Source organism: Bradyrhizobium sp. 187 (genome assembly GCF_023101005.1).
Taxonomy (GTDB): Bacteria; Pseudomonadota; Alphaproteobacteria; order Rhizobiales; family Xanthobacteraceae; genus Bradyrhizobium; species Bradyrhizobium canariense_D.
Map to the genome: position 1 here is coordinate 2756545 of NZ_CP064693.1, position 21709 is coordinate 2778253.

Genomic DNA, 21709 nt, shown 5'->3' on the forward strand with positions numbered 1-21709 from the left:
GACGTCACTCCGAGGTCCAAGACCGTGTATTCCCTTCGTATCGTACGACCACGCCGTTTCCTACTGGCATCCGCCGCTCTCACATCTTTCGTCGCCATCGACATGCCAGCGGCCTTGGCGCAGCAGGCCCGCGAGCCACTGCCGCCCGTCGAGGTGTCGGCGCCACAATCCCGCAGGCAGTCCAGCCCGGCCGGACGGGACGCGCAGAGCTCACGCCGCGCAGCAGCGCGCCGGCCGGGGACTGCATCCGCAGTGCCCAAGCCCGTCGTGCCGACCACGGCGGCACAGACGCCGCTCAACACCAATGCCGTCGCCGAAAGCGCTTCGCGCCTCGGCCTGACCGTGCGAGAAACACCCGCGACCGTGGAGGTGATCTCGGCCGCAACCATGCGCGAGCAGGGCTACCGCACAGTCTCCGACGTCGCGCAGGGAGCGGTGGGCGTCACAGCCGGCGACAATCCGGCCGAGCCTTCGGCTTTCTCCATGCGCGGCTTCACCAACAGCCAGATCAACACGCTCTACAACGGCATCAAGATCGGTCCGCAGAACATGACCTCGCGGATCATGGACACGGCCAATCTGGAGGCTGTCGAATTCCTGAAGGGTCCGGCATCACTGATGTCAGGCGAGGGCGCCGCCGGCGGCGCGATCAACTTCGTCACCAAGCAGCCGCACACCGGTCCGATCCGGAACGAGGCGGATTTCTCCTGGGACTCGCTGAACTCGTTCCGGGCGCATTACGGCTCGGGCGGCAGCACCAATGTGCAGGGGCTGGACTACCGCTTCGACGTCAGCCGTTCCTCGCTCAACGGCTTTGCCGACGACACCAACACCAAGACGCTCGATGTCTCCGGCCAGCTCAACTACCGCATCTCCGACAGCCTCAAGGTCTGGGGCGCGATCGAGTATCGGGAAGATCGCTCGAAAGCCTATTGGGGTGCGCCGCTGGTGCCGATTGCCTTCAGCGGCTCGCATGCGACGACGGGGATCGTTTCCGGCAATTACGTCTCGAACTACAACAAAACCGATCTCGGTGCCGTCACGATCGACGACCGCACCTTCAATACTAACTACAACGTCCTCGACAACAGGAACGTAGCGAAGGAGGTGTGGCTGCGCGGCGGTTTCGAGCTGAATCTGGCGCCCGACCTGACGCTGAAAAGTCAAGCCTATGCTTACGGAGCTGAGCGCACATGGTTCAACAATGAGATCGAGGCGTTCAATTCCGGGACCAACATGGTCGATCGTGAGCGCTTCTATGTCGCGCACAGCCAACGCTTGGTCGGCAACGTCACCGATTTGATCTGGGATGCGAATATCGCCGGCTTTGACAACCGTTTGGTCACGACGCTTTCCTCAAGCTACCTTGATTTCGTGAGGCCGGGCGCCGCAAATTTCCCCGGCGATTCCGTTCCGCTGGTCGATCCGCCTCGCGGCTATTACGGCCTGCTCACCATTCAGCAGCAGACCGCGCGCATCGACAATGAGGCGCTGTCGTTCGAGGACCGGTTGAAGTTGACACGGACCTTTGCGCTGGTCGGCGGCCTGCGCGTCGAGCATATCGGGCTCGACCGCAATTCGACCGACAAGCTCGGTCTGGAGAAGGCGAACTTCCCGTTCTCGCAATCCTGGGTCCCGACCACGGGCCGTATCGGCTACACCTGGGAAGCCGTACCGGGCCTGACCTTTTTCAGCCAATACGCCACCGGCGCAGACATCTCGGCCAACAACATCTTCCTGCTCAATCCGACCGATCCGCTGAACCTGACCACCGCGCGCACCTACGAGACCGGCGTCAAGCACCTGTTCTGGGACAACCGGGCGGAGTGGTCGTTCTCGGCCTACGACATCCTGCGCAAGAACGTCTATGCCGCGGCCGGCGGCATGCAGCTCAACCTTGCCGGACGGCAGGAATCGAAGGGCGTCGAGCTTGCCGCGTCCGTGCGTCCGATCGGTCCCCTGCGTCTCTGGGGCAACATCGCCTATGTCGATGCGCGCTACGCCGACTTTAATTTTGTCGGCGGCTCGTTCTCCGGCAACACGCCGCCGAACGTGCCGCGCGTCGTGGCGAATGCCGGAGCGTCGTATCGGTTCTTCACGCCGTGGCCCGTGGAAGTCGGCGTCACCGGCCGTCACGTCGGCGACCGCTACAACACCGATGCGAATGTCGTGACGATGAAGGCCTACACTGTCGCGGACGTCTATGCCTTCGTCGACATCCCGAAGACGGTGTTCAACGCGGTCGACCAGGCTCGCCTGACTTTCCGGGTGCGCAACATCGCCGACAAGCGCTATGCGATCTGGGGCGATCCGTTCTATCCCGACCAGATCCTCTTGGGTGCACCGCGCACCTATGAACTCTCGGCCGCATTCAAATGGTAGGATGCTGATCGATGATGCGCGCGATCGTCCTGCTGCATCGATGGCTCGGGATCGCGTTCTGCCTGCTGTTCGCGATGTGGTTCGCGACGGGAATCGTGATGCACTTCGTTCCGTTTCCGTCTCTGACGGAAGCGGAACGCTTCGCCGGGCTTGGGCCGCTGGCGAGTGCTGGGACGAGGATTGCAGTCGCCGATGCCGTTGCCGCGAGCGGCATCGCGGATGCGACGCGCGTTCGCCTGATCCAGCGCAGCGACGGCCCGGTCTATGTCGTCTCGGGGCCATCGCGCGCAGGCGCAATCCGCGCCTCCGATGGGGGCGACGCGTCGGTCGCGTCTTCCGACGTCGCATTGGCCATCGCGCGAGATCACGCCCGCAGCCGCGGGCTGGATGCCGGACCAACCGAGATCGTTGCGCGCTCGGACTACGACCAATGGAGCGTGCCGAACGGCTTTGACCGCCATCGGCCCTTGTTTCGGGTTGCCCTCGGTGATGCCGACGGGAGGGAAGTCTATGTCTCCTCGCTCACCGGCGAGATCGTCCTGGATACGACGCGCAACGAGCGGACCTGGAATCTGGTCGGGAGTGTGCTGCACTGGATCTATCCAACGGTCCTGCGAAGCAACTGGTCGCTGTGGGATCGCGTGGTCTGGACCTTGTCGCTGCTGGCCCTGATCGCGGCTTTGCTTGGCTCTGTGCTCGGGCTTGCGCGGATCAAACCTCGCAGCGGTCTGATCGGCTCGCCCTATCGCGGCTGGCATGCGCTGCATCATCTCATCGGCCTCGTTGCGATGGTGTTCGTGCTGAGCTGGATTTTCAGCGGCTGGCTCTCCATGGATCACGGGCGGCTGTTCTCGCGCGGGCAATGGGCCTCCGCTGAATCCAGCGTGATGAACGCTTCACCGAACTGGACGGCGGCCCCATCGCTCGATCGGCAGCCTGTATCGCCATCGACCCGTGAAATCGAATGGTTTGCCTTCAACGGCACTCTCTATCGGCGGGATCGAACGGCCCTTGCCGGTCAGACCTTGATCAAGGCAGGGGACGCGCCCCGCGATGGACCGACGAGATCTCTGGATGTGCACGAGGTCCAGGGGTTGACCGCGCGCCTGGCGGCCGGCTGCGGCGGTCCGTCTGTACTTGCCGAGGACGACAACTATCCCGCGCGGTCCACTGTCCCGGGCGCCCCGGTCTACCGCTCGTATTGCGGTGACCTCTGGTTCGACATCGACGGCGCCGACGGCAATTTGCTGCAAAGGCTGGATCCATCGCGGCGGGCCTATCGCTGGTTCTACGGCGCGCTGCACACGCTGGATTTTCCGGTTCTCGTCGCGCACGCGTTACTGCGCGACGGCTTGGTCGTCGGGCTCTGCTCCCTTGGCTTTCTGTTCTCCATCACGGGCATCATCATCGGCTGGCGCCGCCTGCGTCCGTCCTTCGCGGCCTGAGAGCCGGAGCGGGCAAAACCACCGCTTACTGATCGTACAATAAAGAGAGGCTGAGCCGACTGCCATGCATAGCTCATAAGCAATCGCATGGTCCGTAGGGCCGGTCGATCGCCTGCAAATTAGACAGTGCGTGCGGGGCGCGTGGATTGCGCTGCAGCGGATGTGGTGTTTCGTCCGGAAAAATTCGTGGTGCGCCGCACTTATGTCGCGTCGAACGATCCACACCGACGTGCTCTCCATGCGGGCAGGGCTGCACTAAAATGTGCCTCGCCGCGCCGCGCCGGTCGCGGGCTGGTCCAGTGCATTGCGACAACTCTGGCCCTATCCCGAGGCCATCGCTCTGTCCCACGCTCGCAAGCGGTGGCATGACAGGGGATGATGATGAGCGCTCTCGGTTTGCGATTGAACCTCGCGAAGGACGGGAACCACCCGGCGTCCGGTTCGAATGTCGTCCGCAGCTGACCCACACATGAGCACTGACGAAAATCACTGGGAAGTTGGCACCGATATCGGCGGCACCTTCACCGACATCATCGCGATCCGACACTCCCCCGCGGAGGCACGGATCGCGAAGGTGCCGTCGCGACCTCAAGCTCCGGTTCAGGCGATGCTGGAGGCGATCGAGGCGGTCGGCCTGCGCAAGAGCGAGGTCAAGCGCTTCGTCCACGGCACCACGCGCGTGACCAACGCCATCGTCGAAGGACGGCTGCCGAAAGTGGCACTGGTGGCGACCGAAGGCTTTGCCGACGTGCTGGAGATCGCGCGCTATCGCCGCCGCGATCTCTATCGTCTCGACGTCCCGCCAAAATCGCTGCCGCTGGTGCCGCCGGAACGATGCTTCGGGCTTGCTGAGCGCCTCGATCACGAGGGCCGGGTGCTGAAGGCGCTGGATGACGCGGAGATCGAGCGTCTGGTGGCCTGGCTGAAGGGGACCGGCGTGCAGAGTGTCGCGGTCGCGCTGCTGCATGCCTATGCCAATCCGGTGCACGAGAAGATGCTCGGCGAGCGGCTCAAGGGCGTCGTTGCCCACGTCTCGCTGTCGCACGAGATCAATCCCGAGGCGCGCGAATACGAGCGGACTTCGGCGACCGTGTTCAACGCCGCGGCGATGCCGATTGCGGTGGAATATCTCAGCGAACTGGAGCTGCGGCTGCCGATCGGCCCGGCCTGCAGGTGTTTCATTCGGCCGGCGCCATGGTGCCGATCTCGGCCGTGAAGCGGCGGCCGCTGGTGATGGCGATGTCGGGCCCCGCGGCCGGCGTCTCCGCATCGGTCAGCATCGCGCGCCAGCTCGGCACGTCCCGGATGCTGACGTTCGATATGGGCGGCACCACGACCGACGTGTGCCTGATCGTCGACGGTCAGGCCGAGATGACCGACGGCCGCATGCTCGGCGACAAGCCGCTGCGCCAGCCGATGCTCGCGGTGCACTCGATCGGGGCGGGCGGCGGCTCGATCGTGCGCAACGGCTCCGGTGGCCTGACGGTCGGACCGGAAAGCGCCGGCTCCGAGCCTGGACCGGCCTGCTACGGCCGCGGCGGTACCGAGCCGACCATCACCGATGCCAACGCCGTGCTCGGCTATCTCATCCGGACGCCAAACTCGGCGACCGGATCGGAATTGACATCAAGGCAGCCAGTGATGTCATCGCGCCGATCGCGCGCACTCTGGGGCTGAGCCTGACCGAAACCGTGCTCGGCATCATCAAGGTCGCGAACGCGACAATGGCGCGCGCGCTCCGCCGCGTCACCTTCGAGCGCGGCATCGACGGGCGCGACTGCACGCTGCTCGCCTTTGGCGGTGGTGGCCCGATGCATGCCGCGGGCCTTGCAGATCTCTACGGGATTGCCGAGGTCGTCGTTCCCAGCGCGTCGAGTGCGTTTTCGGCACTGGGCTGTCTCACTGCCGATTTCAGCTTCCTCCAGCAGCAAACTCTGCGCGCTGCGCTCGATGGCATCGACCTCGCCCGTGTGTCGGAGCGGATCGGGGTGCTGATCGACGATGCCTCGGCGCCGCTGATCGCCAACGGGGTTGCCGCGACCGAGATTCAGATCGAGCTGGTGGCCTTGATGCGCTACGCGGCGCAGAACGACGCCATTCCGGTGCCGTTCGCGCGACCGCTCGACGTCATCACGCTGAAGAAGGATTTTCTGGCCCGGCACCACGAGCTGTTCGGCTATGCGACGGGCGAGAGCTGCGTCATCGAGTCCGTGCGGGTGCAGGCGCGCCGTCCATCGACGACCGTCGTGAGCCGGCCGGCCATCGCGGTCAGAACGGTCTCCAAAGGCGAGCGCATCTGCTCGTTCGATGGCTTTCACGACATCGCCACAAGCATCATCAACCGTGCCTCGCTGACCGAAATCGTCAGCGGCCCGGCCATCATTGAAGACGCATGGTCGACCGTGGTGGTCCCGCCCGGCTGGCAGGCGAGGCCTGATGTTTCAGGCAATCTGTTCCTGACGCGGGGGGCCGCATGAAGCTCGATCCGTTCGTCGTCGAAGTCATCCGGCACGGGCTTTCGGCCGCCGCCGAGGAAATGAGCCTGGTGATGACGCGCTCGGCGCGCTCGCCGCTGCTGCGCGAGGCCGGCGACCTGTCGTCGGCGATCACGGACGCCCGCGGCGACCTGGTCGGGCAGGGCCGCGACATCCCGATCCATCTCGGCGCGATGGCCTACACGGTCCTCGAATTGCTGAAAGTGGTGCCGCGCGACAGCCTGAACGACGGCGACGCATTGATCTACAATGTCGGCCCGCTCGGCGGCAATCATCTCAACGACGTCAAGGTCGTGCGGCCCGTCTTCGTCGATGGCGAGATCGTCGCGTTCGCGGTCAGCCTCGCACACTGGCCCGATATCGGCGGCACCTGGCCCGGCAGCTATTTTGCGAAAGCCATCGACACCTTCCAGGAGGCGATGCGCATTCCGCCGGTTCTGATCGCCACGGCAAGCGGCGTCAATACGTCGATCGTGCAGCTGCTCAAGGCCAATGTTCGCGATCCCGAATCCTGCGAGGGCGATCTTCTCGCACAGATCGCCGCAACGAAAGCCGGCGAGAAGCGCATCGTCGAGCTCTGCCGCGAGCACGGCAAGGCGGTCTTCACGGCGGCGCAGTCGCGCCTGCACGATCTCTCCGAAATCGAGATGCGCGAGGCGTTGCGCGATCTGCCTGATGGCGTCTACGAGGGTGAGGACTATCTGGACGACGGCGGCGTCGACGACGCGCCCGCGCTCATTCATGTCAAGATCACCATCGCCGGCGACGAAGCGACCTTCGATCTTTCAGGAAGCTGCGACCGCGTCTCGAATTTCTGCAACACGACGCCGTTCATGGCGCGCTCGGCGGTGGCCTATGCCGCGCGCATCATGAGCGGGCGCGACATGAACCAGAACGCGGGCGCGTTGCGGCCGCTGACCATCATCACGCGCCCTGGCTCGATCCTGGAGCCGGGCTGGAATGCCTCGGTTGCTGCCGGCAATCATGAGACCTCGATGCGCATCGTCGATGCGATTTTTCGGGCAATGCAGGACACTATTCCGGAGCGCCTGTCTGCGGGCGGGGCGACCACGGCGGGCGTCCTCTTCTTCGCCGAACCGCGGCAGAACGGTTCGTGGAAGATGCTTTACGAGGTGCACGGCGGTGGCGAGGGCGCGCGGCATGATCGCGACGGCATCTCGGCGACGCGGGTGCATCTGTCCAACACCTCAAACACGCCGGTCGAGGTGATCGAGGCGAATTACGCGATCCAAATCGAGCAGCAGGCCATTCGCTGGCAGTCCGGCGGCGCGGGCGCCCATCGCGGCGGGGACGGCGTCATTCGTAGCTATCGCATCCTGGCACCCTCAATGCATCTGACCACCTGCATCGAGCGCATGGTGATGGCGCCGTTCGGCATGCAGGGCGGTAAGCCCGGCAAGGCCTGCCGCATCTCGCTGATCCGGCAGGGCGCGAACGTCGCGATCGACGGCAAGTCGAACCTGGTGCTGCAGCAAGGCGATCTCGTCACGATCGAGACCTGTGGTGGCGGTGGCTACGGCGCCGAGGCTGCGGAATGAGGGGATTGCAATGAGCAGATTGTTGCGAACCGGGCTGAATGCCGGCGACAGCGCGCCCATGGACGTGGTCGGCGGCGAGGGCGTCTATTTTCATCTCTCGGATGGTCGCAAGCTCATCGACGGCAGCAACACCGGCGGCGGTCTCGGACATCGTCATCCCGCGATGGTGGAGGCGATCCGCCGCGCCGCGGATACGCCCGTCGTGAACGAGGGCTGGACCTGGGTCGGCCGCGAGCAGGCGGCTGACGACTTGATGGCCACCGCGTTCAAGGGCGAAGACGATTGGGTCGGTGCGGTGCGCTTCTGCATCAGCGGCAGCGAGGCCAATGACATGGCGCTGTCGCTCTGTCAGGCCCTGACGCAGCGGTCCGCGCTGGCGACGCGCGAACGCGCCTATCACGGCATTACGGGCCTGTCGCGCAGCATGACCGTGCAGCCGCAATGGCATGGCGGCCTCGCGGTGCACTCAGGCGGCTCGAAGCTGCCGGCGCCGATGGCGCCGGTGCGGATATTGCCGGCGCCGCAGGGCGCGATCTACGGCGCGCCGGCCAACAATGTTCCCCCCAGCGAATATCTGGCCGATGCCACGCGCCTGCTTTCGGATACGGCAGCGACGATCATCGACTACACGCAAGGCGGCATCTACTACGATGGCGCCTATCAGGACGAGGTGGCGCGGTGCGCGCGGCAGGCCGGCTCCTACTGGATCGCCGACGAAGTGGTGACTGGTGCGGGCCGTGCCGGGCGCTGGTTCGCGTTCCAGGGAGCCGAAAGTCGTCCCGATATCGTGACGCTCGGAAAATCGCTCGGCGGTGGCGCGGCGGCGGTTGCCGCGGTCGTGGTGTCGAAAGACATCGTCGAGCGGCTCAAGGGCACGAGCTGGCAGAATTACGGCACGTTGCGCGGGCATCCCATCAGCATGGCTGCCGTCAGCGCCTATCTGAAAGTCATCAGCGATGACGAGATTTTGGAGCACGTCAGGGGTCTCGAAAAGCTGTTCACCCGCCGCCTTCTGGCCATCGCGCAGAAACATCCAAGCGTGCAGCGCCTGGCGGGGCAGGGGCTGCACTGGACCGTGGAGTTGCACGGGCCGGACTGGCGCTCCTGGCATGCCGACACCACCGAGGTGCCGATTGCCTCGCGCGTCGCGGAGCGGGCGCTGGAGGCGGACGCCGTGATCGGGACCAGCGGCGAGCAGACTTCCCTGTTCCTCGCGCCGCCACTCGTGATTTCCGAGCATGAGGCCGGGCAGCTTCTGGACGCGCTGGACCACGGTCTCGATATTGCGGATGAGGAGCAGACATGAGGATGGAGCGTGCAGCGCACACGATGCCGATGTGCAGGCGCCGGCTGGCAAGTCCGGGCGATGCTGCGTTATGCTGCGCGCGCCGGCACGTGCTTGAAACTGTAGCTTAGCTCAAAGACATCACCAGGAAATCGCTGATGCGTATCGTCAATGTTGCCGCCGCCCAGATGGGCCCGATCCAGAAAGCGGACAGCCGCGAGGCCGTGGTCAAGCGCATGATCGCGCTGATGGATGAGGCCAAGAGCAAGGGCGCCGACCTAATCGTCTATCCGGAACTGGCGCTCACGACCTTCTTTCCGCGTTGGTACGTGGAGGACCGGGCCGAGTTCGACAATTGGTTCGAGCGCGAGATGCCGAACGCGGCGACGAAACCGTTGTTCGAGCGCGCGGCGCAGCACCAGATGGCGATGAATTTCGGCTATGCGGAGCTGACGCCGGACGGGCATCATTTCAACACTGCTGTTCTCACCGACAAATCCGGCAAGATCGTCGGAAAATATCGCAAGATCCATCTGCCGGGCCATGTGGAATACGACACCAAGCGCTCGCACCAGCATCTGGAGAAGCGCTATTTCGAGCCGGGCGATCTCGGCTTCAATGTCTGGCGCGAGCTGGGCGGCATCATCGGCATGGCCATCTGCAACGACCGGCGCTGGCCCGAGACCTATCGCGTGATGGGCCTGCAGGGCGTCGAGATGGTGCTGATCGGCTACAACACGCCGTCGGTGAATGCGGAGAGGAGCGATGAAGGCGTCGAGAAACGGTTGTTCCATAACCGCCTCTCGGCGCAGGCCGGCGCCTATCAGAACGCGACCTGGGTTGTCGCGGTGGCCAAGGCCGGTAACGAGGACGGACACCCGCTGTTCGGCGGCAGCCTGATCGTCGATCCCAACGGCGAGATCGTCGCCGAAGCGAAGACGGAGGAGGACGAACTGCTGGTCCATCCTTGCGACCTCGATGCCACCACCTTCGGCAAGACCACGATCTTCAATTTCGCGCAGCACCGCCGCATCGAGCATTACGGCCTGATCACCAGCCGTACCGGCGCGGTGCCGCCGCCGGAGACGTGACGTCGATGACTGGCCAGAGCACATCCGGCATATCCTTGCGCGAGCTCGATCCGCGCGACCGCTACAAGCTGCTCTGCGGCGTGGTGGTGCCGCGGCCGATTGCGCTGGTGACGACGCTCGATGCCAACGGGGCGGTCAACGCCGCGCCGTTCAGCTTCTTCAACGTGTTTTCGGAGACTCCGGCGCTGATCGTGCTGGGGCTTCAGCACAAGCCGGATCACAGCCCGAAGGACACCACCCGCAACATCCATCGCGACGGCGAGTTCGTCGTTCACATGGTTGATGAGGCGCTCTCCGCGGCGATGAATGACTGCGCGGTCGATTTCCCGTCCGGTGACAGCGAGGTCGCCGCGGCAGGGCTGGCGACGCTTCCCTCTGTAGACGTGAAGGTGCCGCGCCTCGCCGCGGCACCCTTTGCGCTCGAATGCCGGCGCCATGTCGCCCTAAATTTTTCGCCCGATCGCGAACTGCTGGTCGGCGAGGTGCTCCGGGTTCACGCCCGCGAGGGCCTCGTCGACGAGGCCAACATGTATGTCGATCTCGACGCCTACCGGCCGATCGGCCGCATGTTCGGCAATCTCTACACGACGCAGCGGGATACGTTCGCGCTTGTCCGGGAGAGCCACGCGCAATGGCTCGCGCGGCAGGACGCCAAAGAGCTGAAGGACGCCTAGTGGTTCGAGAACTGCACCGTACCCAGCGCCATGGTGACGGCCGCCTGTGTCGGGTCGATCACGGCAATGCCGAGCGCCTCTTCCAGCGGGCGGCGGTGCCGTGCCATGCCGGCGCAGCCCATCACGATGGCACGGGCGCCGTCCTCGTCGCGCAGCGCGCGGCCGATTTCGATCATTTTGGCCAGCGTGCCTTCGCCCGAGGCGGTTTCCGCGACGCTCATGTTGAGCGGCCGCTCGCCGGCAAGACGTTCGGTCAGTCCCATCTGCCTGAGATAGCGCATGTGACGCGGGATCGAGCGCTGGGCGATCGCGATGACGCCAAAGGTCTCGGCGCGGGCCATCGCGGTCAGCACGCCGCACTCGGCGATGCCGAACACGGGGCGGTCGGTGCCTTCGCGACAGACCTGAAGCCCGGGATCGCTGTAACAGGCGATGACAAAGGCCGCCGAGCTGTTGTCGCCCTCGACCAGCCGGCGCAGCGGCATGGCGACGCCATCGACATCGGCCTGGCTTTCGATGCCGAAGGGACCCTCGGCCAGCGTCTGGCAGACCAGTTCCGGCCCGCCCTCGAAACCGAGCGGCTTCAGCGCGTCCTCCAGCCCTCGCGTGACCGCAGGGTTGGAATTTGGATTGATGACGAGAATGCGCGGTCGGGACATGCTGGTCTTCCTGCAAAATTTCGATCACTTGGCTTGAGCCTATCATGGAGTGCCTCATGACTGAACCCGCTTACGACCTGATCATTCGCGGTGGGCGCGTCGCGACGACGACCGACGTCTTTGAAGCCGATGTCGCCATCTCCGGTGAGACCATCGCCGCTATCGGCCGCGGGCTTCCGGCTGCGCAGCGCGAGATCGACGCGCGCGGGAAACTCGTTCTACCCGGCGGCGTCGACAGCCACGCCCATATCGAGCAATTGTCCGCTGCCGGCATCATGAACGCCGACACCTTCGAGAGCGCGACCGTCTCGGCGGCCTTCGGCGGCACGACCACGGTGATCCCGTTTGCGGCCCAGCATGTCGGCATGAAGCTGCCGCAGGTGGTGGAGGATTACCACGCGCTGGCGAAGAAGGGCGCCGTGATTGACTACGCCTTTCACATGATCATTGCGGATGCGACCAAGGAAACGGTCGAGGAGCATATTCCGGCGCTGGTGAAGCAGGGCCACGCCTCGATCAAGATTTTCATGACGTACGACCGGCTCAAGGTCGACGACGAGCCGCTGCTGGACATCCTTCTTGCCGCACGCCAGTCCGGCGCGATGTTGTGCGCCCACGCCGAAAATCACGGCATCATCGCCTGGATGGTGAAGCGCCTGCTCGCGCGCGGCTACACGATGCCGAAATACCACGCCGTCAGCCACGCCCGCGTGTCGGAGGCGGAAGCCTTCACCCGGCTGATCGGCATGGCAGCGCTGATCGACCAGCCCATCATGATCTTCCATGTCTCGACCGCCGAGGGCGCCAAGGTGATCCGCGATTCGCGCGGGCAGGGGTTGAAGGTGTTTGCCGAGACCTGTCCGCAATACCTGTTCCTCACCGCAGCCGATCTCGACAAGCCCGGGGTGGAAGGGGCCAAGTGGATGTGCAGCCCGCCGCCGCGGACGCATTCAGACCAGGAGGCGCTGTGGCAGGCGCTGTCGCTCGGCGATCTCCAGACCATCTCGTCGGATCACGCGCCGTATCGCTATGACGAGACCGGCAAGCTGCGCGCCGGCTCCAATCCGAACTTCAAGCAGGTCGCGAATGGCCTGCCGGGATTGGAGCTGCGCCTGCCGCTGCTGTTCGACGCGATGGTGTCGAACGGGCGGCTGGGCCTGGAAAAGTTCGTCGAACTGACGTCGACGGCGCCGGCCAAGATTTACAATCTGCATCCGCGCAAGGGCTCGATCGCGGTCGGCGCCGATGCCGATATTGCAATCTGGGACCCCGATCGCGAGACCGTGATCGCCGACGAGATGATGCACGACCTTGCCGGCTACACGCCGTTTGCAGGCCGCAAGCTGAAGGGCTGGCCGGTGTCGGTGCTGTCGCGTGGTCGGGTGATCATCGACGGAAACAAGTGCCTCGCGAGCGCCGGCAGCGGCCAGTTCCTGGCACGCAGCGGCGGCGAGGCGGCCATGCCCACCGGCCGGCTCGTGGCCGACATGGATCCCGAGCGCAATTTCGGAGCGAAGCTACTGTGACGGTGGATCGCGCGCGATGAAGATCGTCATCTTCGGCGGCACGGGGTTTGTCGGCCTCAATGTTGCGGAGGCGCTGCTCGCGCGCGGGCATGACGTCACGCTGTATGACCGTGCAGAGTTGCCGCCAGCCGCGCGGCGGTCTCTTGCCAAATACGGCGCACGGCTCCAAGCCGTACAGGGCGATATCACCGACGCAGAGGCCATCGATGCCCTCATCGCCGAAGGCGTTGATGCGATCATGCTCGGCGCGGCCATCACCGCCGGTGATGAACTGGAGAGGGCATCGACCGCGCGCGTTCTCGAAATTAATGTGATGGCGCAGATCCCGATCCTGCTCTCCGCGATCCGGCATGGCGTGCGCCGGGTCGTCAATCTCTCCTCGGCATCGGCCTATGGCGCCGCGGGCGCGCGGGTCGAGATTCTGGACGAGGACACGCCTTGCGATCCGGTCTCGTTCTACGCGATCAGCAAGTTCACATCGGAGCGATCGGTTGCGCGTCACGCCGAGCTCTTCGGCGGTGATTTCCTAAATGTGCGGCTGAGCGCGCTATTCGGACCGTGGGAGCGACCGAGTTCCGTGCGCGACACGCCAAGCCTCCAGTTCCAGATCTTGGCCGCGTTCGCGCGCGGCGAGCCGGCGATCATGCCTGAAGCGGGCATGCGGGATTGGATCTACGCGCCGGATGCGGCCGAGGCCGTCGCACTGCTGATCGAAGCCGAGCGGCCGCGCCACCGGCTCTACAACATCTCCCGCGGAGAACTTTGGCCTGCGCTGCAATGGGGCGAGGCCTTTGCGGCGTTGCATCCCGGCCTGGAGTGCCGGGTCGCGGCGCCCGGCGAGAAAACCGTCATCAAGCTGCATGGGCCCTATCGCGCGCCGCTGTCGGTGAACCGGATGGCGGATGAATTCGGCTGGCGCGCGCAGTTCGGCTGCGCCGAGTCGGGGGCCGCGATGAGTGCCTGGTTGACGCAGCACAAGGAGTGGATCTGACATGCGGCTGCAGGGGCGCACGGCCATCATCACGGGCGCAGGCTCCGGCATCGGCCGCGCCAGTGCAAAGCTGTTCGCGGAAGAGGGCGCACGTCTTGCTCTGGTCGATCGCGATCCAGCCGGACTTCAGGAAACGTTGAGCTTGGTCGGCGAGGCAACGACGCATATTGGCGACGTCGGCGATGCCGATTTCGCCGAGGCGGTGGCAAATGATGTGGTAGCACGGCACGGCCAGCTCGATATCCTGATGACTGCCGCTGGCTTCTCCTGTGGCGGCACCGTGTTGACAACGGACCCCGCCGATTGGGATGCGGTGTTCCGCACCAATGTCGGCGGCACCTGGCTGTGGGCGAGGGCAGCCGTGCCGCAGATGCAGCGGCAGAACAGCGGTTCGATCATCACGCTGACGTCGCAGCTTGCGATTGCCGGCGGCAAGGGCAACAGTGCCTATATCGCCGCCAAGGGCGCGATTGTCAGCCTGACCCGGACGATGGCGGTGGATTTCGCGGCGGACGGCATTCGCGTCAACGCGATCGCGCCCGGTGCGATCGACACGCCGATGCTTCGCCGCAGCTTTGCGCGCCACGCCAATGCGGACGAGGTGCGCGAAGCCTCCCGCGACCGCCATGCCATGAAGCGGTTCGGCCAGGCCGATGAGATCGCGCAGGCCGCGCTCCACCTCGCAAGCGATGCCTCCTCGTTTACGACCGGGACCGTGATGGTGGTCGACGGAGGCTGGCTCGCGGCATGAGTGATGCGCTGACAGAGCTGGAAGCGAACGTTCGCGCCGATCTCGCGCGGATCGCGCATCCCGGTGCCGCCTGGCTCGAACCGAAGACGGGACCGGATGGCAAGCCGGCGCTGGATGTGCTCGTGATCGGCGCCGGCCAATCCGGCATCGCCATCGGCTTCGGCCTGCTGCGCTCCCGCGTCAGCAACATCCTGCTGCTGGACAAGGCCGAGGAGGGGAAGGAGGGGCCATGGCTCACCTATGCCCGCATGCCGACGCTGCGCAGCCCGAAGGACTATACGGGACCTGACCTCGACATCCCCAGCCTGACCTATCAATCCTGGCATGAGGCCCGCTTCGGCACGGAGAGCTGGCAGACACTCGACCTGATCCCGCGCGGCCACTGGGCTGAGTATCTGCTCTGGCTGCGGCGCACAGTCGGCTTGCCGGTGCGCAACGGGAGCGAGCTTCTGGAAATCCGGCCGGCGCGGGATGGTTTGCTGGCCGCACGCGTGAAACGTGGCGATGGCGTCGAGACACTCCATGCGCGCAAGATCGTGCTTGCGACGGGGCAGGAGGGGATGGGGAACTGGATGATCCCCGAGCCGCTGAGCCATCTGCCCATGAGCTCGGTCGCAACCGTCGCCGACGACATCGACTTCGAAAACCTTCGCGGCAAGCGCGTCGCCGTGATCGGTGCCGGCGCATCTGCCTTCGACAACGCAGCAACCGCGCTGGAAGCGGGCGCGGCGGAGGTGCACCTGCTGTGTCGTCGTGCGCAGATCCAGCTGATCCAGCCCTATCGCTGGCTGACTTTCCGCGGCTTCCTCCGCCATCTCAGCGATCTCGACGACGCCTGGCGGTGGCGCTTCATGCGCACCATCCTCGACATGCGCGAAGGCTTTCCGCAGGCAACTTACGATCGCTGCGCAAATCACGCCAATTTCACATTGCACGAGGGCGCCCCGATCGAGGCGGCCCGCGAGACCGATCGTGGTGTGGAATTGCAGACGCCGCGCGGCGCCATACCTGCGGATTTCGTCATCTGCGGCACCGGCATCGACATGGATTTTTCCGGCCGTGGCGAGTTGCGCGCATTTGCCGGCAATATCGCAACCTGGGCCGACCGCTACCAGCCCCCGGAGAGCGAGCGCAGCGCGCGGCTCGGTCGCTTTCCCTATCTCGCCGACGATTATGCCTTCACCGAGCGTGTCGCGGGCGATACGCCGTGGATCTCGAATATCCATCTCTTCGCCATCGCCTCCACCATGAGTTTCGGTCCGTCGGGATCGTCGATCAACGCGATGACGACCGCGGCGCCGAAGCTGGTGAATGGCCTGACGCGCGGCCTGTTTCGTGCCGATGTCGAACGGCATTGGGCCTCGCTTCGCGCCTATGACGTGCCGCAGGCCGTGGTGACGCGGCCAGCGCGAAACTTGGAGGAATCGCGATGATCGTCCATGCGCCGCCGCGACAAAGCGTCCACAAGAGCGCATCAAGAGACTGGCGCGCAACTTGCTTCTTTCTTAACCTGTCCTGTCGGCGTTCTTGTCGAAAATTTTGGGGAAAACGAATGCGTTTTGTGTCTTTCAGGATGGCATCCTCCGTGCTCGCCACCACTGCGCTTCTGCTTGTCGCCGCTGCGCCTGCGCAAGCGCAAACCAGGGCGGAGACGCTGCGCTATGTCACCGGTGCATCGGTCAACACGCTCGATCCCAACATCCCGGGCTCGACGCGGGAATCCTTCGCACTGAGCATGAGCACTTACGACCGCCTTGTGGCGTTCGGCCGCAAGCAGCTCAACGGCAAATGGGTGTTCGATCTCGACAAGATCACCGGCGAGCTCGCCGAATCCTATGACGTCAGTCCGGACGGACTGAAGCTGACGTTCCGTCTGCGCAAGGATGCCAAGTTCCAGGACGGCTCGCCCGTGACCGCCGAGGACGTCAAATGGTCGCTGGATCGCTGCGTCACCGCGCCGATCCTCGGCAAGGCACAATTGCTGACGGGATCATTGACGTCGGCTGACCAGTTCAAGGTGATTGACCCCCTCACGATCGAAGTGACGCTGCCGAAACCCGACAAGCTCGCACTGCCCAATCTCGCCACGGTCTACCCGCTGATCATCAACTCGAAGGTCGCCAAGGAGCATGCGACCCCGGAAGACCCCTGGGCCACGGCGTGGCTGAAGGAGCACACCGCCGGCAGCGGTGCCTATGTCATCGAGAGCTTCAAGCCCGGCGAGCAAGTGATCATCAAGCGCAACGAGGATTGGAACCGCGGCTCGCCCGACAAGCCGGCGTTCTTCAAGCGCGTAATCGTGCAGTCCGTGCCGGAGCCCGCGACCCGCGCCAATCTTGTCGAGCGTGGCGATGCCGATCTCGTCGTTGATCTCCAGGCCAGCGACGTGCAATCGCTCGAAGCCAAGGGCAAGCTCAAGGTGATCTCGACGCCGCAATACAATTCGATCACCTTCGTCTCGATGAACAACCAGATCCCGCCTTTCGACAACGTCAACGTCCGCCGCGCCGTCGCCTTCGCGCTGCCCTATGAGGACATGTTCAAGGCTGCCCTGTTCGGTCGCGGAGCCCCGCTGTTCGGTGCGACTTGGCCGGATGGCAAGCCGTTGAACGGCATCTATCCGTTCCAGGCGCCGGTGAAGACCGATCTCGACAAGGCGAGGGAGTATCTGAAAGCTGCTGGACTCCCGGAGGGTTTTTCGACCACCTTCAGCTTCAACGTCGGCCAGGCCTCGACCGCCGAGCCGATGGCGGCCCTCGTGAAGGAATCGCTTGCCAAGATCGGGATCAAGGTCGACATCCAGAAGCTGCCGGACGCGCAGATGTCGACGCAGATCAACGAGAAGAAGCTGCCCTTGTTCACGGAAGGCATCGTCGCCTGGCTGCCCTCGACCGATTACTTCTACCGCAACTTCTACACGGGCAATCAGCGCTGGAATTACAGCTCGATCAACAATCCGGAGCTGGCGACGATCGCGCAGGAAGCGCGCTTCGAGCCCGACAAGGCCAAGTACGAGGAGGATGGCCGCAAGCTCAACGCGATCCATTTCAGCGAGATGCCGCAGATCCCGCTGTGGCAGCCGAACCAGGACGCCGTGATGGCCTCGTCGATCGAGGGCTATACCTACGAGTTCCATCGCCAAGTGGATTATCGGGACGTCAGCCGCAAGTGATCTCGACATGCAAGGGCTCTGAATGGTGATGACAGGTCTTGGTGCGACGGTGGCGCGGGCGGGGAGGCGGCTTCTGTCGTCGCTGCCGGCGTTGTTCGGCGTGCTGGTCTTCACCTTTCTACTGATGCGGGTCCTCCCCGGAGATCCCGCGGTGTTCTTCGCCTCGGGGCCCAATGCCGGCAAGGAAGAGATCGAGCAGATCCGCAAGCAGATGGGGCTCGACAAGTCGGTGCCGGAGCAGCTCGTGTTCTATCTGTCCGATATCGGGCACGGCAATCTCGGCCGCTCCATGATGACCGGCCAGCCGGTCCTGAAGGACCTTCGCGAACGGCTGCCGGCCTCGCTGGAGCTCACCTTCACGGCGCTGCTGATCGCGCTGATCGCGGCGGTCCCGCTCGGCGTGGTCGCAGCCTTGAAACCGGGATCGCTGGTCGATCACGGCGTGCGGCTGTTCTGTGCGCTCGGCGTCTGCGTGCCGACCTTCGTCTCGGGCCTGCTGCTGATCTATGTGTTCTACTATCTGCTCGGTCTTGCGCCTGATCCGACCGGGCGGATCGACGTCTTCACCTCACTGCCGCCGCAGCGCACTGGGTTCCTGTCGATCGATTTCCTGCTCGCGGGGGACATCGAAGGCTGGTGGGCGGCCTGCAAGCAGTTGATCCTGCCGGCGCTGAGCATGGCCCTGTTCGTCATCGCGCCGCTGGCGCGGATCACACGTGCCTCGATGCTGGTCTCACTCGGTAGCGATTTCGTGCGCACCGCGCGCTCCGTCGGATTGTCCTGGCAGAAAGTCGTCGTCACCTATGCGCTGCGCAATGCGATCCTTCCCGTCATCACCATTGCAGGCATCGTGTTCTCGACCATGCTTGGCGCGAATGTCCTGGTGGAGAAGGTGTTCTCCTGGCCGGGCGTCGCCTCCTACGCGCTCGATGCGCTGCTGTCGTCCGACTATGCGCCGGTGCAGGGTTTTGTGCTGCTGATGGCTGGCATCTTCGTGCTGGTCAATCTGGTCGTCGATATCTGCTACGGCATCGCCGATCCCAGGGTGTCGATCGGATGACCAGCGCAACCTTCCGCCATTCGGTCTGGATTTTGCGCGGCAACCCGCTGACCGGCGTCGCCGCGGCCGGTGTCCTGCTGTTCGTCCTGGTCGCGATCTTCGGACCGTGGCTCGTGCCCTATGATCCCATCGTCTCCAATGTCTCGGAGGCCTTGCAGCCGCCGAGCGCGGCGCACCTTGCCGGCACCGACCAGCTCGGGCGCGACGTGTTCAGCCGCCTCGTCGTTGCGGCACGGCTCGACCTCGCCATCGCGGTCTCGGCGGTCGGCATCTCCTTCGTGATCGGCGCCGTCGTGGGCTCGTTCTGCGGCTATGCCGGCGGCAGGCTCGACCGCTCGGTCGGCCGCTTCGTCGATGTCATGATGGCCTTTCCGCTGTTTGTGCTGGCGATGGCGATGGTTGCGGCGCTCGGCAACCGGATCGAGAACATCGTGATTGCGACCGCGATCATCAATCTGCCCTTCTACATCCGCTTCGCCCGTGCCGAGGTCAACGTCCGGCGCAATGTCGGCTGGGTGGAGGCGGCGCGTTCCTCCGGCGAGAGCCATTTCTCGGTGGTGCTGCGCTTCCTGTTGCCGAACATCCTGCCGGCGATGGCGGTGCAAATCTCACTCAACCTCGGCTGGGCGATCCTGAACGCCGCCGGTCTTTCCTTCATCGGCCTTGGCGTCAAGCCGCCGACCCCGGAATGGGGCATCATGGTCGCGGAGGGGGCGCGCTTCATCTCGACGGGGCGGTGGTGGCTGGTGGCCTTTCCGGGCCTCGCGTTGATGATGGCCGTGCTGTGCTTCAACCTCCTCGGTGACGGGATGCGGGACATTCTCGATCCGCGCATGCGCACATGAGCGAGGAATTGCTCAGGATCGACGACCTCCACGTCGAATTCTCGACGCGACGAGGGATGGTCGAGGCTGTGCGCGGTGTGACGCTCACGGTCGAAGCCGGCGAGATGCTTGGCCTCGTCGGAGAAAGCGGCTCTGGCAAGTCGGTCACCGGTTTTGCCACGACGCGGCTGCTCGATGCGGCCGGCCGCGTCACCGCAGGCAAGATACTGTTTCGCGGGCAGGACGTCACAAAACTCAGGGGTGACGATCTCCGGCAGCTCCAGGGCGCCGCGATGTCGATGATCTTCCAGAACCCGCGGGCGGCGCTCAATCCGATCCGCGCGATCGGTTTGCAGATCGCGGACGCGATCCTCACGCACAAGCGGATATCGAAGGATGCCGCCCGCGCCGAAGCGCTGGAGCTGTTGCGCGCCGTCCAGATCCGCGACCCCGAGACGCGGATGAACGCCTATCCGCACGAACTCTCGGGCGGCATGTGCCAGCGTGTCATGATCGCGATCGCGATTTCCTGCAATCCCGCGCTGTTGATCGCCGATGAGCCGACGACCGGACTCGATGTCACCACGCAGAAAGTGGTGATGGACCTCCTGGCGGAGATTGCCGCCGCGCGCGGCATGGCGACGATCCTGATCACGCACGATCTCGGGTTAGCGGCGCGATATTGCCGCCGTATCGCGGTGATGGAACGCGGCCGCATCGTCGAAGAGGCAAGCCCCAGGACGCTCTTCGGCGCGCCGCAGCACGCCTATACCAGGCGTCTGGTGGCGGCGTCGCCAACCGCGACCTCCCGGATTGAGGATCTCGTGACGGAAGAGGAGCGGGAAGGCTACGCGGCTGTCATCGGCAGGCCCAGACGGGAGCCCGTCCACGGGACTCCGCCGCTGCTGGAAGTGCGCAAGCTCGCAAAACGCTTCGACGAGGGCGCTGCGGCGGTGGCGGACTTCTCGATGACGATGGCCGGCGGCGAGAGCGTCGGCCTCGTCGGTGAATCCGGCTCCGGCAAGAGCACGACGTCGCGCATGATCTGCCGCCTGATCGACCCGAGCGAGGGCGAGATCGTGTTCGACGGCCAGGCGATCGGCCATGTGGCGTCGCGCGACTTTCACCGCTCGCAGTTCCGCAAAGATATCCAGATGGTGTTCCAGGACCCGAACGAGAGCCTCAATCCGCGCTTCACCGCCTTCGACTGCATCGCCCATCCCCTGATGCGGCTCGATCGTATGCGTGGGGGCGATGCGCTGCGCAAGCGGGTGGAAGACTGCGCCGATCGCGTGGGGCTGCCGCTGGATCTGTTGCCGCGCTTTCCGCATCAGCTCTCCGGCGGCCAGAAGGCGCGCGTCGGCATCGCCCGCGCCATCGCCTGCCGGCCGCGCCTTCTGGTGCTGGACGAGCCGACCGCTGCGCTCGACGTCTCCGTTCAGGCCGTGGTGCTGCAACTGCTCGACCGCCTGCGGCGCGAGAACGACATCGCGCTGCTGTTCGTCAGCCACGATCTCAACGTGGTGCGGATGCTCTGCGACCGCACCATCGTGCTGCGCAATGGCGGCATCGTGGAGCAGGGCGAGAGCCGGGCGTTGTTCGACAATCCCAAGACCGACTACACGCGCAAGCTGGTCGAGGCGATCCCGCATATCGAGACCGGCCCGGTGCTGGCGGCCGCGCTTTGAGGTCTCGACTGGCCCAGCTAGTGCGGATATCGCGCTGGCGAAGGTCTGGTTAGTGGCATACCATTTGCACGCCAATGAGCTCTGGTTTCACCTGTTCTTGGCCAACG

Annotated in this window: 15 protein-coding genes and 1 pseudogene; 15 read left to right on the plus strand and 1 reads right to left on the minus strand. The window is 64.8% G+C overall.

The annotated features are described in order from the left end of the window. Positions 1-24 precede the first annotated feature (24 nt). The 7 genes and pseudogenes from IVB19_RS12980 to IVB19_RS13015 all read left to right on the plus strand — a co-directional run bounded on the left by IVB19_RS12980 (position 25) and on the right by IVB19_RS13015 (position 10931). Entirely contained in the window at positions 25-2382 is a 2358-nt protein-coding gene (locus tag IVB19_RS12980) for a TonB-dependent receptor (RefSeq protein WP_247821447.1), read from the plus strand. A gap of 11 nt (positions 2383-2393) precedes the next feature. Beyond that, positions 2394-3827 carry a PepSY domain-containing protein gene (locus IVB19_RS12985; protein WP_247821448.1) on the plus strand — a complete coding sequence of 478 codons (1434 nt, stop codon included), beginning with the start codon at positions 2394-2396 and terminating at the stop codon, positions 3825-3827. Between the two features lie 469 nt (positions 3828-4296). After that, positions 4297-6304, plus strand: a pseudogene (locus IVB19_RS40405) (hydantoinase/oxoprolinase family protein). After that, positions 6301-7881 carry a hydantoinase B/oxoprolinase family protein gene (locus IVB19_RS13000; RefSeq protein ID WP_247821450.1) on the plus strand — a complete coding sequence of 527 codons (1581 nt, stop codon included), beginning with the start codon at positions 6301-6303 and terminating at the stop codon, positions 7879-7881. The pseudogene IVB19_RS40405 and the gene IVB19_RS13000 overlap by 4 nt, the downstream one beginning before the upstream one ends. A gap of 10 nt (positions 7882-7891) precedes the next feature. Then, the gene (locus tag IVB19_RS13005) at positions 7892-9187 is read left to right on the plus strand and encodes an aminotransferase class III-fold pyridoxal phosphate-dependent enzyme (protein WP_247821451.1); all 1296 of its coding nucleotides are present in this window, start codon (positions 7892-7894) and stop codon (positions 9185-9187) included. A 137-nt stretch (positions 9188-9324) separates the two neighbouring features. Next, positions 9325-10257, plus strand: coding sequence for an N-carbamoyl-D-amino-acid hydrolase (locus IVB19_RS13010; protein WP_018458680.1), 933 nt, complete (start codon positions 9325-9327; stop codon positions 10255-10257). Positions 10258-10262: 5 nt separating this feature from the next. After that, positions 10263-10931, plus strand: a complete 669-nt coding sequence (locus IVB19_RS13015; RefSeq protein ID WP_026233636.1) for a flavin reductase family protein — start codon at positions 10263-10265, stop codon at positions 10929-10931. Here IVB19_RS13015 and IVB19_RS13020 read toward each other — a convergent pair. After that, positions 10928-11590: an aspartate/glutamate racemase family protein gene (locus tag IVB19_RS13020; protein ID WP_094183570.1), complete on the minus strand. Its 663-nt coding sequence runs from the start codon at positions 11588-11590 to the stop codon at positions 10928-10930. The two genes, IVB19_RS13015 and IVB19_RS13020, sit on opposite strands and share 4 nt — an antisense overlap. A 56-nt stretch (positions 11591-11646) precedes the next feature. On the opposite strand from IVB19_RS13020, the gene hydA reads away from it, so the two are divergent. The 8 genes from hydA to nikE all read left to right on the plus strand — a co-directional run bounded on the left by hydA (position 11647) and on the right by nikE (position 21602). Next, positions 11647-13116 carry a dihydropyrimidinase gene (hydA, locus tag IVB19_RS13025; protein WP_247821452.1) on the plus strand — a complete coding sequence of 490 codons (1470 nt, stop codon included), beginning with the start codon at positions 11647-11649 and terminating at the stop codon, positions 13114-13116. A 16-nt stretch (positions 13117-13132) separates the two neighbouring features. Further along, positions 13133-14107, plus strand: coding sequence for an NAD-dependent epimerase/dehydratase family protein (locus IVB19_RS13030; protein WP_247393777.1), 975 nt, complete (start codon positions 13133-13135; stop codon positions 14105-14107). A 1-nt stretch (position 14108) separates the two neighbouring features. Next, positions 14109-14858, plus strand: a complete 750-nt coding sequence (locus tag IVB19_RS13035; protein ID WP_247404347.1) for an SDR family oxidoreductase — start codon at positions 14109-14111, stop codon at positions 14856-14858. Next, the gene (locus tag IVB19_RS13040; protein WP_247490172.1) at positions 14855-16291 is read left to right on the plus strand and encodes an NAD(P)-binding domain-containing protein; all 1437 of its coding nucleotides are present in this window, start codon (positions 14855-14857) and stop codon (positions 16289-16291) included. Before IVB19_RS13035 ends, IVB19_RS13040 begins: the two co-directional genes overlap by 4 nt. 119 nt (positions 16292-16410) lie before the next feature. Further along, a complete protein-coding gene (locus IVB19_RS13045) occupies positions 16411-18030 on the plus strand; it encodes an ABC transporter substrate-binding protein (RefSeq protein ID WP_085352389.1) in 1620 nt (539 codons plus the stop codon). Between the two features lie 25 nt (positions 18031-18055). After that, complete coding sequence (locus tag IVB19_RS13050; RefSeq protein WP_502917289.1) at positions 18056-19090, plus strand: ABC transporter permease; 1035 nt, start codon at positions 18056-18058, stop codon at positions 19088-19090. Continuing rightward, positions 19087-19935, plus strand: a complete 849-nt coding sequence (locus tag IVB19_RS13055; RefSeq protein WP_247370757.1) for an ABC transporter permease — start codon at positions 19087-19089, stop codon at positions 19933-19935. The genes IVB19_RS13050 and IVB19_RS13055 overlap by 4 nt, the downstream gene beginning before the upstream one ends. Continuing rightward, positions 19932-21602 (plus strand): nickel ABC transporter ATP-binding protein NikE, encoded by a 1671-nt coding sequence (gene nikE, locus IVB19_RS13060; protein WP_085352390.1) that lies wholly within the window; start codon positions 19932-19934, stop codon positions 21600-21602. Before IVB19_RS13055 ends, nikE begins: the two co-directional genes overlap by 4 nt. Positions 21603-21709: the final 107 nt, after the last annotated feature.